The organism is Ilumatobacter sp. (genome assembly GCF_046290335.1).
GTDB lineage: Bacteria > Actinomycetota > Acidimicrobiia > Acidimicrobiales > Ilumatobacteraceae > Ilumatobacter_A.
Genome location: NZ_JBKAGH010000001.1, coordinates 552,705 through 569,350, shown reverse-complemented (window position 1 = coordinate 569,350; position 16,646 = coordinate 552,705). Strand labels below are relative to the sequence as shown.

Genomic DNA, 16,646 nt, shown 5'->3' with positions numbered 1-16,646 from the left:
ATGGGGGCAGGTCATGGTGCCTGGCACGATGACCTTTCTACGGCGCGACGGGGCGCCGGTAGGCTCGCTGGATGCTCCGGTTTCTGACAGCAGGCGAATCGCACGGTCAGGCCCTCGTCGTCATCATCGAGGGACTCCCGGCCGGTCTTGCGATCACCGTCGAGCAGATCCAAGCCGAGATGGCTCGCCGTCGCCTGGGATTCGGCCGCGGACCGCGTCAGCGCTTCGAGGTCGACGATCTCACCTTGCTCGGCGGTGTCCGTCACGGTCGCACGCTCGGCTCGCCGTTGGCCATCGAGATCAAGAACACCGAGTGGTTCCGCAGCGACAAGTGGCACGACGAGATGGACCCGGCGCCAGGTGCCACCAAGGCGCCGCTCACGCAGGTGCGACCCGGCCACGCCGACCTCGCCGGGATGCAGAAGTACGGCTTCACCGACGCCCGTGACGTGCTCGAACGGGCCAGCGCCCGCGAAACCGCCGCGCGGGTTGCTGCCGGCGCGGTGGCCAAGGCGTTGCTGTCGACGCTCGGGGTCGACGTGATCTCGCACGTGATCCAGATGGGAAGCGTTCGCGTCCCCGATGGTGCCGCGCGTCCGACGCCCGATCAACTCGACCGCGTCGACGACAGCCAGGTCCGTTGCTTCGACCTCGCCGCGACCGACGACATGATCGCCGAGATCAAGGCCTGCGCGAAAGAGGGCGACTCGCTCGGTGGCGTGGTCGAAGTGCTCGCCTTCGGGGTTCCGGTCGGCCTCGGCAGCCACGTGCACTGGGACCGCAAGCTCGACGCGATGCTGGCGCAGGCCGTGATGAGCATCCAGGCGGTCAAGGGCGTCGAGATCGGCGACGGGTTCGAAGTGGCGGGCCGGCGGGGAAGTGCAGCACACGACCCGATCTCGTGGGACGCCGATGCCAAGGCCTACCGCCGGGGCAGCACGTTGGCCGGCGGCACCGAGGGCGGCATGTCGACCGGTGAACTGCTCGTGGTTCGTGCAGCGATGAAGCCGCTGGCGACGCTCAACAAGCCGACCCTCGCCACCGTCGACACCGAGACGAAGGAGTCGGGCGTGTCGTTCAAGGAACGCACCGACGTCACCGCGGTTCCTGCGATGGGCGTCGTCGCCGAGACGATGGTGTCGCTGGTCCTGGCTGGCGAAGCGCAGCGCAAGTTCGGCGGCGACTCGGTCGACGAGTTCGTCCGCAACGCCGAAGCGTTCGCAGCGACGCTGTAGTCCGTGGCGATGGTCGAAGTGACGGACGAGGCGATGGTCGAGGTATGACGAGATGACGCAGACGTGGGAGTGCGCCGAGCAGCACATCGTGCTCGTCGGCATGATGGGTGCGGGCAAGTCGTCGGTCGGCCGAGTGCTGGCGCAGCGGCTCGGACGCGAACTGCTCGACTCCGACGAGATGATCGAGCGACGCAGCGGACGAACGGTTCGCGAGATCTGGAACGAAAAAGGCGAGCCGGCCTTTCGCGCGCTCGAGACCGAGGTGCTCGATGAAGCGCTCGCATCCGACGAGCCGTCGGTCATCGCCGCTGCTGGAGGCGTCGTGCTGTCGCCGGCCAATCGAACGCTGCTCGCCGACAGTGACGCTCACGTCGTTTGGCTTCTGGCCGACGTCGACCTGCTGCTGGACCGGGTTCGCAACGGCATGCATCGGCCGCTGCTCGACGATGATCCGGAAACGACACTTCGCGCCATGTTCGAGTCTCGAGAGCATCTGTACAAGCAAGTGGCCGACGCGATCGTGTCGGTCGATCATCGCTCGATCAACGAGGTCGCCGGTGCCGTGCTGAGGTGTTGCGCGTGATGCGCCATGTCACCGTTCCGCTCGCCGACCGTTCGTATCCGGTCGTGGTCGGCCACGGCGCCATCGGTGAACTGCCCGACCTCCTCCCAGCGTCGGTGCGTCGTACCGCCGTCGTCACGCAGGCAGGAATACCGGTGCAGTTCAGCGAGATCGGCGCCTGGTTGCCCGATCATTCGGTCGAGATCATCGAGATCGGGGTGGGGGAGGGAGCCAAGTCGCTCGCGACGATCGAGCAACTGACACGCTCGTTCGCTCGGATGGGGCTCACCCGCCACGACGTCGTCATCGGTGTGGGAGGCGGCATGGTGACCGACGTGGCGGGCTTCGCCGCGGCGTCGTGGCATCGGGGAACGCCCGTGATCCATGTGGCGACCACGTTGCTGGGAATGGTCGACGCGGCGATCGGTGGCAAGACCGGCGTCAATCTGCCGGAAGGCAAGAACCTCGTCGGCGCGTTCTGGCAGCCGACTGGCGTGGTGTGTGACCTCGACACACTCGCCACATTGCCGGAGCGTGAGCGACGGTGCGGACTCGGTGAGATGGCGAAGTACCACTTCCTGACCGGCGACGATCTCCTTGCGATGGACCTGGACGAACGCGTGGCGCGCTGTATCGAGATCAAGGCCGAGGTCGTGGCGTCCGACGAACGCGAAGGTGGTCGTCGGGCGCTTCTGAATTACGGCCACACGCTTGCGCACGCGCTCGAAACCGCGACCGAGCACCGGTTGGCGCATGGCGAGGCCGTCGCGATCGGGCTCGTGTTCGCCGCCGAGTTGGCGCGAGAGATGGGCCGTATCGACGACGCTCGCGTTGTGGAACACTTCGACGTCGTGGCGGGCGAGTACGGGCTGTCGACGACTCCTCCGGCCGGACTCGACGCCGATCGCTTGATCGAGTTGATGGGGCGAGACAAGAAAGCCCTCGACGGTTTGACCTTCGTGCTCGATGGGCCGAACGGCGTCGAGGTCGTCGCTGGCGTCGACCGGTCGCCCGTCGAACGAGCCCTCGTCGGCTTCTTGAACTCGTGAGCGACATGACGCCGATCGACCACGTCTCTCGAGTCGAACGGCTCACGCTGCGGCTCGCCGATGGCCCGCTCGGCAACGGGTGTGACGCTCTGCTGTTCCTCGATCTCACCGACGTGCGGTGGCTCACCGGCTTCACCGGGTCCAACGGATGGGTGGTCGTCACCGCCGACGGCGTGACGCTCGGGACCGATGGTCGCTACGGCGACCGGGCACGCGCCGAGACGGCGTCGATCGCCGCAACCGTGATCGTCGAACAGCATGCGCCCCGGCTGCACCAGCGTCTGGTCGACACCTTGTCCGGCAACAGCGCTGTTGCGCTCGATGCGTCGACCACATCGCATTCGTCATGGGCTCGCCTGGCATGCGAGGTCGCGCTCGAACCGACCGGCTCACTCGTCAAGTTGCAGCGACAGATCAAGGACGAAGCGGAGATCGCCCGGATCGAGAGTGCAGCACGAGCGGCAGACGCGGCGTTGGCCGACGTGGAGCCGATGCTGATGGATGCCGTTGACCATCCGCTGAGCGAACACGACGTGCGCACCGAGCTTGAGTACCGGATGCGCCTCCACGGAGCCGACGACCGCTCCTACGACACGATCGTCGCGTCGGGCACTGAGCACGCCGCTCGGCCGCATCACTCGGCGAGCCGTCGAACGATCGTCGAGGGCGACACGGTGATCATCGATGTCGGGGCGCTCCTCGACGGCTACCACTCCGACATGACCCGTTCGTGGGTGATCGGTGATCCGACCGAGCAACAGCGGGAGATCTACGGTCTCGTCGTCGCTGCGCAGCGCGCCGGACTCGAAGCCGTCGCGGCCGGTGTGGCAGCGAAATCCGTCGATGACGCCTGTCGACGCGTGTTCGACGAGGCCGGGTATCTCGACTGGTATCTGCACGGTACCGGGCACGGGGTGGGCCTCGACATCCACGAGCTGCCGTTCCACTCCCAGACAAGCGACGATGTGCTCGCCGCTGGGATGGTGGTGACCGTCGAGCCGGGGCTCTATCGTGGCGGCTTCGGCGGATTCCGGATCGAAGATCTGGTTGTCGTCACCGAGTCCGGTCATCGGGTGCTGACGCACTCACCCAAACGAGAGTTGTAAACGAACCATGCCCCAGATCTCCGTCAACGATTTGAAGAACGGCATCACGCTTGAACTGGACAACACCCTGTTCCAGGTGATCGAGTTCCAGCACGTGAAGCCGGGCAAGGGCGGTGCGTTCGTGCGCAGCAAGATCCGCAACGTGCGCACCGGAGCGGTGATCGACAAGACGTTCAACGCCGGCATCAAGGTCGAGCAGGCCATCGTCGACCGCCAGGACATGCAGTACCTGTACAACGACGGCACCGACTACATCTTCATGAACACCAGCACGTACGACCAGGTCGCGGTGCCGCCGGTGGCCCTGGGGACCGTGGTCGACTACCTGAGCGAGCAGATGATGGCGCAGATCGCGTTCTACAACGGCGAGATCATCGGCGTCGAGATCGCAGCCTCGGTCGAGCTCGAGATCGGCATGACCGAGCCGGGCCTCCAGGGCGACCGCTCCAGCGGTGGTACCAAGCCGGCGACGCTGGTCACCGGCAAGGAGATCAAGGTGCCGTTGTTCATCGAGATCGGCGACAAAGTGCGCGTCGACACGCGCACCGGCGAATACATGACCCGGGTCTGACGTGGCGTCGATCCCGCGTCCTGACGAGCGATCGGACGCGCGTGAACGAGCGCTCTATCTGCTGTACGAAGCGCAGTCCAAAGGCATCACGCCGATCGAGGCGATCGAACTGCAGGTCATCGAACCCGACGAGTTGACGCAACTGATCGTGCGCGGCGTGGTGGAACACCAAGAACGCCTCGATGCAGCGATCGACGCCAAGGCGACCGGGTGGACCCTGGCGCGTATGCCGGTCATCGACCTCAACGTGCTGCGCATCGGTGCCTTCGAACTGGCAGGTCGCCCCGACGTACCGGTCGCGGTGGTGCTCGACGAGGCCGTCGAGTTGGTCAAGCAGTTCTCGACCGACGACAGCGGACGCTTCGTCAACGGTGTCTTGGCAGCGCTCGCCTCCGAACTCCGGCGGTGATGCCGCCCGCGGCGGCGCGGTTCTTGTCAGACTGGTGCGGTGAGCGATCTCGTCGACGCCGACGCGCCTGAGGCGGAACCCTCCGGCGCCTCGGACGGTACCGACGAAGAGAGCTCCGAGACCGCCGAGCGGTTCGTCGCCACCGCTCCGCAGGTCCTCGTCGCCGGCGTGATCCTGATCTACGTCTGGTACTTCACGCAGCGGTCACTCGACATCCATCACGCGCTCGGCACCGCCAGCTATGACTCGGCGCTCTACGACCAGGGCGTCTGGCTGCTGTCTCAGGGCGACGCGCCGTTCGTGACGCTGATGGGCCGCAACCTGTTCGGCGACCACACGTCGTTCATCCTGTTGTTGCTCGTCCCGTTCTATTGGATCTGGCCAGCGGCTGGCGTGCTGTTCTTCTCGCAGTCGCTCGTGATCGGGCTGGGTGCGCTGCCGGTGTTCTTGTACGGACGCAAACGCCTCGGCAGCGAGTGGTACGCGCTGATTGTCGCTACGGCGTATCTGCTGCACCCGGCGATCGGCTGGACCAACCTGGAGAACTTTCATCCCGATTCGTTCCTCGGCGTGTTCGTCGGGTTCGCGATCTACTGCGCGCTCGAACGTCGTTGGCGCTGGTACCTCGTGTCGGTCGTCCTCGCACTGTCGGTGAAGGAGGACGCCTCGCTCGTGCTCGTGCCGATGGGCGTGTGGGTGGCCGTGAAGCGAGACTGGAAGATCGGTATCGCGACCGTGCTCGGCAGTGTGGCGTTCATGGCTGTCGCGATGTTCGTCGTGATGCGCAGCCTCATCGGTGTGCCGACGCGCAACACGTGGCGGCTGCCGTTCAGCCAGCCGGACGACAGCACGATTCGGGCGGGATGGCGGATCATCGACACCGCGGTCACGAACCCGACGGCGCTTGCCGAGCATCTGCGCAGCGACGACCGACCCTGGTACCTCTGGCAGATGACCGCTCCGGTGGCGTGGCTGTTCGTCCGCCTCCCCTGGATCGCGTTGATCAGCGCCTTGGTGATGTTCACGAACATCCTGAGCACGTTCTGGTACCAGTATCAGATCGAGTACCACTACAGCCTCGTAGCGGTGCCAGCGCTCAGCCTCGGCACCGTGCACGCGATCGGGGCGCTCCGTGAGGGACGGTGGCGCGGCGTGCCCGTTCGGGCCGCGGCGATGGGTGTACTGGCGGTCGCCTCGCTGTGGACGACCTACTTGTGGTCACCGGTGCCGTGGGGTCGCACGGAGTTGTTCTACGGCAACCCGAACAACCCGTGGGCGCAGGCCGGGCACGCGATCGTCGAGGACATCCCCGCCGATGCGATCGTGTCGGCGCACTATCGCATCACTCCCCACATCGCACATCGACACGAGATCTACCAGTTTCCGACCCCGTTCCGAGCGGTGCTCTACGGCCCCAACGGGAACGTGGACGGCCCCCGGATACCCGAGCGGGCCGAACGAGTCGAGTACGTCGTGTTGCCGGTGACCACCGATGCGTACCCGGTCGACGACTGGCTGTTGATCGAGTCGGCGTTCGACCTCGTGGAGATCAACGATCACTGGATCCTGTACGAACGCGACTTCGACGTGCCGCTCCCGCCGCCACGCGAGTGATGGAGCGAGTTGCCCTGCGGGCGACTCGTTGGATCGGTTCAGCGCGGGCCGCGGATGAGTCGACCGGGGAGGTCGCCGGTGAACTCGTCGTCGGCGACGGTCTGCGTGCCGGCGACGAAGGTCGCGACGTACCCGTCGGCCTTCTGCACGAGCCGCCGAGCCCCGCCGGGGAGGTCGTAGGCCATGCGGGGTGGCCCGAAGGTGAGCCGGTCGTAGTCGATCAGGTTGAGGTCGGCACGCCTGCCCGGAGCGACCAGGCCGCGGTCGCCGAGTCCGTAGAGCTCGGCGGTCTGGCGGGTCTGACGGTGCACGATCAACTCCAGCGGGAGCGTCGGGCCGCGGCGGCGATCGCGAGTCCAATGCGTCAGCATGAACGTCGGGGTACCGCCGTCGCAGATCACGCGACAGTGGGCGCCGGCGTCGGCGAGGCCCATGCGGGTGGAGGGGTGCTGATGCGCTTCGTACTGGAACGACAGGTCGCCGTACGCGTAGTTGAAGAACGGCGTGAGGATCATCCCGTGACCGCCGTGCGCGCACAGTTGGTCGACGATCAGGTCGATCGGGTCGACGCCCGAGCGTGCCGCGACCGCGGCGATCGACTCGCTCGCGTCGGGTTCGTAGTCGATGTCACCGTCGGCCACGGTCCACCAGGCGTCGAGTTTGTCGAGCACGACCTTGCGGAACAGTCCGCCGTCGTCGGGTTCGATGCGTAGCGCGTCGCGCACGTCGGCTCGTGACAGGGCCGCAACCCGTTGGTCGAGGGGAAGATCACGGATCGGCGCGTAGGCAGGGTGGAAGTCGAGCGGGTTGAAGCTGCCTTCGAGACACATCAGCAAGCCGACCACGCGGCCGGCGACCTGTGCGACGATCGGTACGTCTTCGGCGCTGGCCTCGTCGAGCAGACCGAGGACGTCGCGCCACAGGTCGGGTGCGCTGTTGGGCTGGTTGAGGTTGACGCTCACGGTCCTGCCGGTGCGACGCGCCAGCTCCTTCATCCACGGCCACTCGGCCGTCGGCACGTCCGCGTGCTCGGGAGCGAACTGGAACACGCCGTGCCCGACGCGAGCGAGTGCGTCGGCGATGCCGAACAGTTCGTCGGCACTCGCCGTCGTGCCGGGCACGAGCTCGCCCGACAGCGACCGGTGGAGGGGAGTGCGCGACGTCGAGAACCCGAGTGCACCGGCTCGCAACGCACGTTCGACGATCTGTGACATCGCCGCGATGTCGTCGGCGGTCGCCGGTTCGTTCGCTGCACCCCGGTCGCCCATCACGTAGCCGCGAACGGGGCCATGGGCGATCTGGGCGCCGATGTCGATCGCGTAGTCACGGGCGTCGAGGGCGTCGAGGAACTCTTCGAAGCTCTCCCACTGCCACTCCATGCCCTCGGTCATCGCTGAACCCGGGATGTCTTCGACGCCTTCCATCAGTTCGATCAGCCACTCGTGACGGTCGGGTGCGGCCGGGGCGAAACCGACGCCGCAGTTGCCCATGACCGCGGTGGTGACGCCGTGCCACGACGACGGCGTGAGATAGGGATCCCAACTCGCCTGAGCGTCGTAGTGGGTGTGCACGTCGACCCATCCGGGCGTCAGCAGGAGCCCGTCAGCGTCGATCGTCCGTCTTGCAGGACCAGGGCTGGATCCGGAACCGGCGTCGACCACGGCGGTGATGATCCCGTCGTCGAGGGCGACGTGGGCGGTGCGTGCGGGCGAACCGGACCCGTCGACCAATCGAGCGTTGGTGATCACGAGATCGTGCATGCCACCCACCGTAGTTCGTGCCCCGCCCCGGCTCGCCGCCCCACCCGCCGACCACCCACCGTGGCGTCAACGTGGTGTCTGACACCAGATTGACCACCAGATCAACGTGGTGTCTGACACCAGATTGACGCCGGATTGACGGGCGATTGTCGGGGCGGTGGGGGAGCTGCTAGGTTGCGGTTCTGCCCGTGAAGCGAGTCCGGAGAGGCTCGAACGGAAAGGACAACGTGACATCACCCCGTGAGCAGCGGGAGCCCAAGACCGTCTTGGGCTCTGACGATGTGCGCCGAGCGACGACTCGGATGGCACACGAGATCATCGAACGAAACCAGGGCCTCGACAACGTGGCGCTGATCGGTATCCAGACCGGAGGCGTCTGGTTGGCCGACGCATTGGGCAGCGAGATCGCCCGAATCGACGAAGCGGTCGCCGTGCCGGTCGGCTCGATCGACGCCTCGCTCTACCGCGACGACATCGGTCTGCGCCCGGTGTCGCCCGCCGCCGTGAGCAACATCGGCTTCGACGTGGACGGCGCCACCATCGTGCTCGTCGACGACGTGCTGTACACCGGGCGTACGGTCCGAGCAGCGTTGGATGCGCTGTCCGACTACGGACGTCCGAAGTCGGTCCAGTTGGCCGTGCTGGTCGACCGTGGCCATCGCGAGCTTCCGATCCGACCGGACTACGTCGGCAAGAACCTGCCGACCAGCAGTGCCGAGTCGGTCGAGGTGAGCGTCGACGGCGTGGTGATCTCGTGAGCCGTTCGCTGCTGTCGATCGACGAACTCGGCGCCGACGGCGTCCACCGCATCCTGGAACTCGCCGACACGATGGCAGAGGTCAACCGGCGACCGAACCCGAAGGTGCCCGCACTGCGTGGCAAGACCGTCTGCAGTGTCTTCTTCGAGGATTCGACCCGCACCCGACTCAGCTTCGAAACCGCTGCCAAACGGCTGTCGGCCGACACGATGACCTTCGCGGTGTCGCAGTCGAGTCTGAAGAAGGGCGAGAGCCTGAAGGACACGATCGAGACGATCGCGGCGATGGGTGTCGACGCGTTCGTCATCCGGCACGCGTCGACCGGCGCTCCGTGGCTCGTCGACGGCTGGACGAACGCGTCGGTGATCAACGCAGGCGACGGTTGGCACGCACATCCGACCCAGGCGCTGCTCGACATGTTCACCATCCGCACGGCGCTCAATCGCACGGGCGGGTTCGACGGACTCCGGGTGGCGATCGTCGGCGACATCAAGCACAGTCGGGTGGCTCGATCCACGACCGCAGCATTCTGCGCGATGGGTGCCGATGTCACCTGGGTCGCCCCGCGCACGCTGCTACCGCCCGTCGTCCACCAGCACACCACCGATCGCCTCGACGACATCATCGAGGACCTCGACGTCCTCTACCTGCTGCGCATGCAGAACGAACGGATGACCGAGGCGCTCGTTCCCGGACCGCGCGAGTACACGGCGCGTTTCGGTCTCACCGCTGCCCGCGCCGCCCGGCTCGCGCCGCACGCACTCGTGATGCACCCCGGCCCGATCAACCGTGGCGTCGAGATCGCGGTCGACCCGGCCGAACTTCCCGGCGCAGTCATCACGCAACAGGTCACCAACGGCATCGCCGTGCGCATGGCCGTGTTGTTCGACCTGCTCGGCAGCGAGTCCACCCTCTCGGAAGGAACCCCCACATGAGTCTTCTCATCACCGGTGCCACCCTCGTCGATCAGCGAGGAGAACGGCGCGCCGACGTGCGCGTGGCCGCAGGACGTGTCGTGGAGGTCGCAGCCGAACTCGCCCCACGGTCCGACGAGCAGCACCTCGATGTGCCGGGACGGGTCCTGTCGCCGGGGTTCGTCGATCTCCACACGCACCTGCGCGAACCGGGCAAGGAGGAAGCCGAGACGATCGAGACCGGGTCGCGTGCAGCGGCCAAGGGCGGCTACACCGCTGTCGTCGCGATGCCCAACACCGACCCGACCCAGGACTCCGTCGGCGTCGTCGAGTTCGTGCGCGAACAGGGCCGACGAGCCGGCCTGTGCGACGTGTATCCGTCGGCGTCGATCACCGTCGGGCGGGCGGGCACCCAGCTCACACCCTTCGCAGAGTTGGCAGCCGCTGGCGTGAAGCTGTTCACCGACGACGGCAACGGCGTGCAGGATCCGCTGCTCATGCGTCGGGCGTTCGAGTACGCGCTCGGTCTCGGGATCACGATGGCGCAGCACTGTGAGGTCGAGCGGCTCACCGCCGGTGCCGTGATGCACGAAGGCGACTGCTGCAGCCACCTCGGGCTCCCCGGCTGGCCGTCGCTGGCGGAGGAGTTGATGGTCCACCGCGACATCGAGCTGGTGCGTCTCACCGGCGCACCTGCACACTTCCTGCACCTGTCGACCGCCAAGAGCGTCGAGTTGGTGCGGGCGGCGAAGGCGGATGGTCTGCCGATCACGGCCGAAGCCACGCCACATCACATCAGCCTGACCGACGAGCTCCTTCGTTCGTACAGCGCCATCTACAAGGTCAACCCGCCGCTGCGCACGATGGCCGACGTCGACGCCGTCCGCGGTGGTCTCGCCGACGGCACGATCGACGCGATCGCCACCGATCACGCGCCGCACGTACCCGAGTCGAAAGAACAGCCGCTCGACCAGGCCCCGCCCGGCATGCTCGGCCTCGAAACCGCGCTCGGCGTCTGCCTGGCGCACCTCGACATGCCGTTCGCCGACGTGATCGCGGCGATGTCGTGGAAGCCGGCGGCGATCGCCGGGATCGACGACGTCCACGGGCGTCCGATCGAGCCCGGAGAGCCGGCCAACCTCACGATCCTCGACCCCGACGTCCGCTGGGAGGTCGTGCCGAGCCAGTTGGCCAGCAAGAGTCGCAACACCCCCTACGTCGGCATCCCCCTGACCGGCCGAACCACCCACACGATCCTGCACGGCGACGTCGTCGTCGAGAACGGAACCCCCACACGATGAACACACCAGCCACTTCCCCCAGGGCTTCGTCGACCCCTCCACCGGTCGACGGCCAACTCGTCCTCGCCGACGGCCAGGTCTTCGAAGGTGAACTCTTCGGCGCGATCGTGCCGATCGCGACCGGCGAGGTCGTCTTCAACACGGCGATGACCGGCTACCAAGAGGTCATCACCGACCCCAGCTACGCCGGCCAGATCATCACGTTCACCACGCCGCACATCGGCAACTACGGCATCAATGCGACCGACTTCGAATCGGTCGGAACGTTCTGTCGCGGTGTCGTCGTGCGCGAACTCGCTCGCCGACGCAGCAACCATCGAGCCCAAGCCGACCTGGGCGCCCTGCTGTTCGAACGCGGGGTGCCCGGCATCGCCGGCATCGACACGCGCCGTCTCACCCGCGTGATCCGCGACACCGGAGCGATCCCCGGCGCGTTCGGCACGGCATCGGAGGCCGAGCTGCTCGCGGCAGCACGCGCGGAGCCGGGAACCGACGGCGTCGACCTCGTGCGCACGGTCACCACTCCGGTTGGCTACACGATCGAATCACTCGACCCGCAGAGCCAGCGCACCATCGTCGCGATGGATTTCGGGATGAAGCGCAACATCGCCCGCAGCCTGGCCCGCTACGGCCGTGTCGAGGTCGTCAGCGCCGGTACGACCGCTGCCGACATCTTGGCCCGTGACCCCGACGGAGTCTTCCTGTCGAACGGCCCGGGCGACCCGGCGATGGCGCCGTACGCGGTCGAAGCCATCTCCGAGATGCTCGGGAAGGTGCCGATCTTCGGGATCTGTCTCGGGCATCAACTGCTGGGCATGGCGCTCGGCGCGTCGTCGATCAAGTTGCCCTTCGGCCATCACGGCGCCAACCAGCCCGTCAAGAATCTGATCACCAATCGTGTCGAGATCGCCAGCCAGAACCACAACTTCGCGATCGACGCTGCCACGCTGCCGAGCAGCGTCGCGATGACCCACGTCAACCTCAACGATGATGTCTGCCAGGGGATTCGCACCATGGATGCCCACGCGTTCAGCGTCCAGCACCATCCCGAGGCCAATCCCGGACCGCACGACGCCGACTACCTCTTCCAGGAGTTCGCGGACCTGATGGATGCCTTCGCCTCGACCAAGAAAGCAGGTGCGTGATGCCCCGGCGCAACGACATCGAGTCCATCTTGATCATCGGATCCGGCCCGATCGTGATCGGCCAGGCTTGCGAGTTCGACTATTCCGGTACGCAGGCCTGCCGTGTGCTGCGCGACGAGGGGTACCGGGTCATCCTGGCCAACTCGAACCCGGCGACGATCATGACCGATCCCGACTTCGCGGATGCGACCTACATCGAGCCGCTGACGTGGGAAGTCGTCTCGGCGATCATCGACAAGGAGCAGCCCGACGCCGTGCTGCCCACGCTCGGCGGCCAGACCGGGCTGAACATCGCGATGGAACTGTTCGAACGGGGGCTCATCGGGGTGCCGGGCAAGCCGGAGATGATCGGCGCCAACGCGGAAGCCATCGCAACGGCGGAGGACCGCGAGAACTTCAAGGTCGCGATGACCGAGATCGGGCTCGAATCATGTCGCTCCCGCACCGCGCACGACATGGTCGAGGCCCGCATTGCAATGGACGAGATCGGTCTGCCCGTGATCATCCGTCCGGCGTACATCCTCGGCGGCCGTGGCACCGGTATCGCTCACACCCCCGAAGAGTTCGAGCGGATGGCCGCCAACGGTCTCTCCGCCAGCCCGATCAGCGAGATCCTCGTCGAGGAGTCGATCGTCGGCTGGAAGGAGTACGAGCTCGAGGTCATCCGTGACAAGGCCGACAACTGCGTGATCATCTGTGGCATCGAGAACCTCGATCCGATGGGTGTGCACACCGGTGACTCGATCACCGTCGCGCCGATCCAGACGCTGACCGACGTCGAATACCAGCAGATGCGTGACGCAGCGATCGCCTGCATCCGGCGCGTCGGCGTCGAGACGGGCGGATCCAACGTGCAGTTCGCCGTCGACCCGTCCGACGGTCGACAGGTCGTCATCGAGATGAACCCTCGTGTGTCGCGTTCGTCGGCGCTCGCGTCGAAGGCGACGGGGTTTCCGATCGCCAAGATCGCCGCGAAGCTGGCGGTCGGCTACACCCTCGACGAGATCGACAACGACATCACGTCCACGCCGCTGTCGTCGACCCCGGCGGCGTTCGAGCCGTCGATCGACTACGTCGTGACGAAGATCCCGCGTTGGGCATTCGAGAAGCTGCCCGGCACGAACGGGGTGCTCGGGACGCAGATGCAATCGGTCGGGGAAGTGATGGCCATCGGTCGCACATTTCCCGAGAGCTTGCAGAAGGCGCTGCGCTCTCTCGAACAGGGTCGTCACGGGTTGAACTGCGATGCGGGGGAGGAGCAGTACGCCTCGCTCGACGACGACGAACTCGCCGCAGCGGCAGCGGTCGCCACCCCCGATCGGATCTGGCAGGTCGGAGAACTGCTGCGCCGGGGCCACAGCGTCGACGAGGTCCACGAGGTGACCAAGATCGACCCGTGGTTCCTCGACCAGATGTCGATGATCGTCGAGGAGCGGCAGGCGTTGGCCGATCTCGGTGTCGCCGCGATGACGACGCGCACGTGGAAGCGAGCGAAGCGGCTCGGGTTCGCCGATGCCCAACTCGCGTATCTGTGGGGCATGTCGGAGGCCGACGTTCGCGCAGGGCGGATCGGGGCCGGCGTCGTGCCGACGTACAAGACCGTCGACACGTGCGCTGCGGAGTTCGACGCGCAGACGCCGTACCACTACTCGTCGTACGAGGACGAGAGTGAGGTGCGACCGTCCGATCGTCAGAAGGTCATGATTCTCGGTTCCGGGCCGAACCGCATCGGGCAGGGCATCGAGTTCGACTACTGCTGTGTGCACGCGTCGTTCGCGCTGCGCGAGGCGGGCTTCGAGACGATCATGGTCAATTGCAACCCCGAGACGGTCTCGACCGACTACGACACGTCCGACCGGTTGTACTTCGAGCCCCTGACGAAGGAGGACGTCCTCAACATCATCGACGCCGAGCAGCCCTATCGCATCGTCGTCTCGCTCGGCGGTCAGACGCCGCTGAAACTCGCCGGGGAGATCCCCGTCGAACTCGTCGCCGGCACCTCTCCGGACTCGATCGACGCCGCGGAGGACCGCGAGCGGTGGAACCAGATGTGCGACGAGCTGCAGATCCCGCAGCCGCCCGGAGGCACCGCTGCAACCCTCGAGCGAGCGCTGGAGATCACCGATTCCATCGGGTTCCCAGTCCTCGTGCGCCCGAGCTACGTGCTCGGCGGCCGAGCGATGCAGATCGTGCACGACCGCGATCATCTGGCATCGGCGATGGAGGAGCTCGCCGGCTTCGGATCGCTGGGCAAGGAAGGCGGCCTTTCGGCGGAGCGGCCCGTGTTGATCGACCGATTCCTCGCGGATGCGACCGAAGTCGACGTCGACGCCGTTCGCGACCACACCGGTGACGTGCTGATCGGTGGGGTGATGGAACACGTCGAGGAAGCCGGCGTGCACTCCGGCGACTCGGCGTGCGCGATCCCGCCACAGACGTTGCCGTCGTGGGTCGTCGAGGTCATCCACGCCTACACGGGCGCGATCGCCGAGCGGCTCGACGTGCGCGGGCTGATCAATGTGCAATACGCCGTCGTCGGCACGACCGTCTACGTCATCGAAGCCAACCCGCGGGCGAGTCGCACGGTGCCGTTCGTCGCCAAGGCGACCGGGGTCCCGCTCGCCAAGGTCGCCACCCGGGTGATGCTCGGTGCCACGCTCGCGGAGTTGCGCGAAGAAGGCCTGCTCACCGAACCGGTGAGCGGTCACGTGGCGGTCAAGGAAGCCGTCCTTCCGTTCACTCGGTTCCCGGAGGTCGATCCGGCACTCGGACCGGAAATGCGTTCGACCGGTGAGGTGATGGGCATCGACGCGACCTTCGGTCGTGCGTTCTACAAGGCGGAACTCGCCGCTGGCACGGTGCTGCCGACCGAGGCGGCCCACGGCATGGTGTTCCTGTCGCTCGCCGACCCCGACAAGCCCGCTGGGCTCGTGGTCGCGCAGCGGCTTCGGGCGCTCGGACTCGGCATCGCCGCAACCGCGGGCACCGCGGCCTACCTTGCGAAGTTCGGGTTGGCGGTGGATCAGATCGTGGCAAAGGTGCACAACGACGGCGCTCGCAGCGACGACGACCTCGATCTGCCCACGGCCCCCGACCTGATCGCCGACGGAAAGATCGGCTTCGTGGTCAACACCCCACGCGGCAGGATCGGGCGGACCGATGGGGCGACGATCCGCAAGGCGGCGAGCCTGCACCGCGTGAGTTGCGTCACCACGGTCGATGCTGCGCTCGCGGCAGCACAGGGCCTCGCCGAGCGTCACGGCCAGCCGCTGTCGGTGACGAGCCTGCAGGATCATCACGCTGCGGGTGTCTCCGGATGAACCTGGCGACGACCGTCGGATCGGTGACGTTGTCGTCGCCGGTGATGACGGCGTCGGGCACCGCCGGCTACGGCACGGAGTTGGCGCCGTACTTCGACCTGTCCACGATCGGCGCGATCGTCACGAAGTCGCTCGCGCCGTACGCCTGGGACGGCAACCCTCCGCCGCGCCTGCACCCCACCTCCCAGGGAATGATGAACGCGGTCGGGCTCCAGGGGCCCGGCGTGGAGTACTGGCTCGCGTCGGTGCTGCCGGAATTGGCCGCGACCGGCGCCACGGTCGTCGCGAGCATCTGGGGTCGCTCGCTGGCCGACTATCGCCGAGCGGCCGAGCAGTTGGCCGACGCGCCCGCGAGCGTGGTGGCGGTCGAGGTGAACCTGTCGTGTCCGAACCTCGAAGGTCGTGGTTCGATCTTCGCTCACGACGCCGAACTCTCGGCTGCCGTCGTCGCTGCGACCGCAGCATGCGGCCGTCCCCGGTGGGCGAAGCTGAGCGCGAACACCGACCGGATCATCGACGTCGCCGCAGCGGTCGCTGAAGCCGGCGCCGAGGCGGTCACCTGTATCAACACACTCCTCGGCTTGGCCTACGACCCCGAGACGCTGTCGCCGACGCTCGGCGCTGGCGGTGGAGGGCTGTCGGGGCGAGCCATTCATCCGGTAGCGGTACGAGCCGTGCACGATGTGCACCAGGCGTTGCCGGAGCTCCCCGTCATCGGCGTCGGTGGCGTCGCGTCGAGCTGGGATGCGGTGGAGATGTTGCTCGCGGGAGCGACCGCCGTACAGGTCGGTACGGCCACCTTCGCCGACCCGCGCGCACCGCGAAACGTGCACGACGACCTCGTCGAGTGGATGCAGTCGCGTGGGGTTGCGCGCACGGCCGATCTCGGCGCGCTACCGTGA

At 66.9% G+C, this 16,646-nt stretch carries 14 protein-coding genes; 13 read left to right on the top strand and 1 reads right to left on the bottom strand.

From position 1 onward, the window contains the following. Positions 1 to 71: 71 nt before the first annotated feature. From aroC to ACE37B_RS02575, 7 genes are read left to right on the top strand one after another with little or no spacing between them, the layout of a single operon-like run. Positions 72 to 1,235, top strand: coding sequence for a chorismate synthase (gene aroC, locus ACE37B_RS02605; RefSeq protein ID WP_409921719.1), 1,164 nt, complete (start codon positions 72 to 74; stop codon positions 1,233 to 1,235). 52 nt (positions 1,236 to 1,287) lie between these two features. Further along, positions 1,288 to 1,818 (top strand): shikimate kinase, encoded by a 531-nt coding sequence (locus ACE37B_RS02600; RefSeq protein ID WP_409921718.1) that lies wholly within the window; start codon positions 1,288 to 1,290, stop codon positions 1,816 to 1,818. After that, a complete protein-coding gene (locus tag ACE37B_RS02595; RefSeq protein WP_409922881.1) occupies positions 1,818 to 2,846 on the top strand; it encodes a 3-dehydroquinate synthase family protein in 1,029 nt (342 codons plus the stop codon). Before ACE37B_RS02600 ends, ACE37B_RS02595 begins: the two co-directional genes overlap by 1 nt. A gap of 5 nt (positions 2,847 to 2,851) precedes the next feature. Further along, the gene (locus tag ACE37B_RS02590; protein ID WP_409922880.1) at positions 2,852 to 3,952 is read left to right on the top strand and encodes a M24 family metallopeptidase; all 1,101 of its coding nucleotides are present in this window, start codon (positions 2,852 to 2,854) and stop codon (positions 3,950 to 3,952) included. Positions 3,953 to 3,959: 7 nt separating this feature from the next. Then, positions 3,960 to 4,523, top strand: coding sequence for an elongation factor P (gene efp / locus ACE37B_RS02585; RefSeq protein WP_409921717.1), 564 nt, complete (start codon positions 3,960 to 3,962; stop codon positions 4,521 to 4,523). Between the two features lies 1 nt (position 4,524). Further along, complete coding sequence (nusB, locus tag ACE37B_RS02580; protein WP_409921716.1) at positions 4,525 to 4,932, top strand: transcription antitermination factor NusB; 408 nt, start codon at positions 4,525 to 4,527, stop codon at positions 4,930 to 4,932. A gap of 39 nt (positions 4,933 to 4,971) precedes the next feature. Next, a complete protein-coding gene (locus ACE37B_RS02575) occupies positions 4,972 to 6,546 on the top strand; it encodes a DUF2079 domain-containing protein (protein WP_409921715.1) in 1,575 nt (524 codons plus the stop codon). 38 nt (positions 6,547 to 6,584) lie between these two features. Here ACE37B_RS02575 and ACE37B_RS02570 read toward each other — a convergent pair whose 3' ends face one another. Next, the gene (locus ACE37B_RS02570) at positions 6,585 to 8,306 is read right to left on the bottom strand and encodes an N-acyl-D-amino-acid deacylase family protein (RefSeq protein WP_409921714.1); all 1,722 of its coding nucleotides are present in this window, start codon (positions 8,304 to 8,306) and stop codon (positions 6,585 to 6,587) included. A gap of 302 nt (positions 8,307 to 8,608) precedes the next feature. Between ACE37B_RS02570 and pyrR the strand changes: the two genes are divergently transcribed. Genes pyrR through ACE37B_RS02540 form a run of 6 tightly spaced genes read left to right on the top strand, consistent with a single transcriptional unit; the run spans position 8,609 to position 16,646 of the window. Then, complete coding sequence (gene pyrR, locus ACE37B_RS02565; RefSeq protein WP_409921713.1) at positions 8,609 to 9,064, top strand: bifunctional pyr operon transcriptional regulator/uracil phosphoribosyltransferase PyrR; 456 nt, start codon at positions 8,609 to 8,611, stop codon at positions 9,062 to 9,064. Beyond that, on the top strand, positions 9,061 to 9,999 hold the full coding sequence (locus ACE37B_RS02560) for an aspartate carbamoyltransferase catalytic subunit (protein ID WP_409921712.1): 939 nt from the start codon (positions 9,061 to 9,063) through the stop codon (positions 9,997 to 9,999). Before pyrR ends, ACE37B_RS02560 begins: the two co-directional genes overlap by 4 nt. After that, entirely contained in the window at positions 9,996 to 11,279 is a 1,284-nt protein-coding gene (locus tag ACE37B_RS02555; protein WP_409921711.1) for a dihydroorotase, read from the top strand. The genes ACE37B_RS02560 and ACE37B_RS02555 overlap by 4 nt, the downstream gene beginning before the upstream one ends. After that, a complete protein-coding gene (carA, locus tag ACE37B_RS02550; RefSeq protein WP_409921710.1) occupies positions 11,276 to 12,424 on the top strand; it encodes a glutamine-hydrolyzing carbamoyl-phosphate synthase small subunit in 1,149 nt (382 codons plus the stop codon). Before ACE37B_RS02555 ends, carA begins: the two co-directional genes overlap by 4 nt. Then, on the top strand, positions 12,424 to 15,744 hold the full coding sequence (gene carB, locus ACE37B_RS02545) for a carbamoyl-phosphate synthase large subunit (protein WP_409921709.1): 3,321 nt from the start codon (positions 12,424 to 12,426) through the stop codon (positions 15,742 to 15,744). Before carA ends, carB begins: the two co-directional genes overlap by 1 nt. Further along, positions 15,741 to 16,646, top strand: a complete 906-nt coding sequence (locus tag ACE37B_RS02540; protein ID WP_409921708.1) for a dihydroorotate dehydrogenase — start codon at positions 15,741 to 15,743, stop codon at positions 16,644 to 16,646. The genes carB and ACE37B_RS02540 overlap by 4 nt, the downstream gene beginning before the upstream one ends.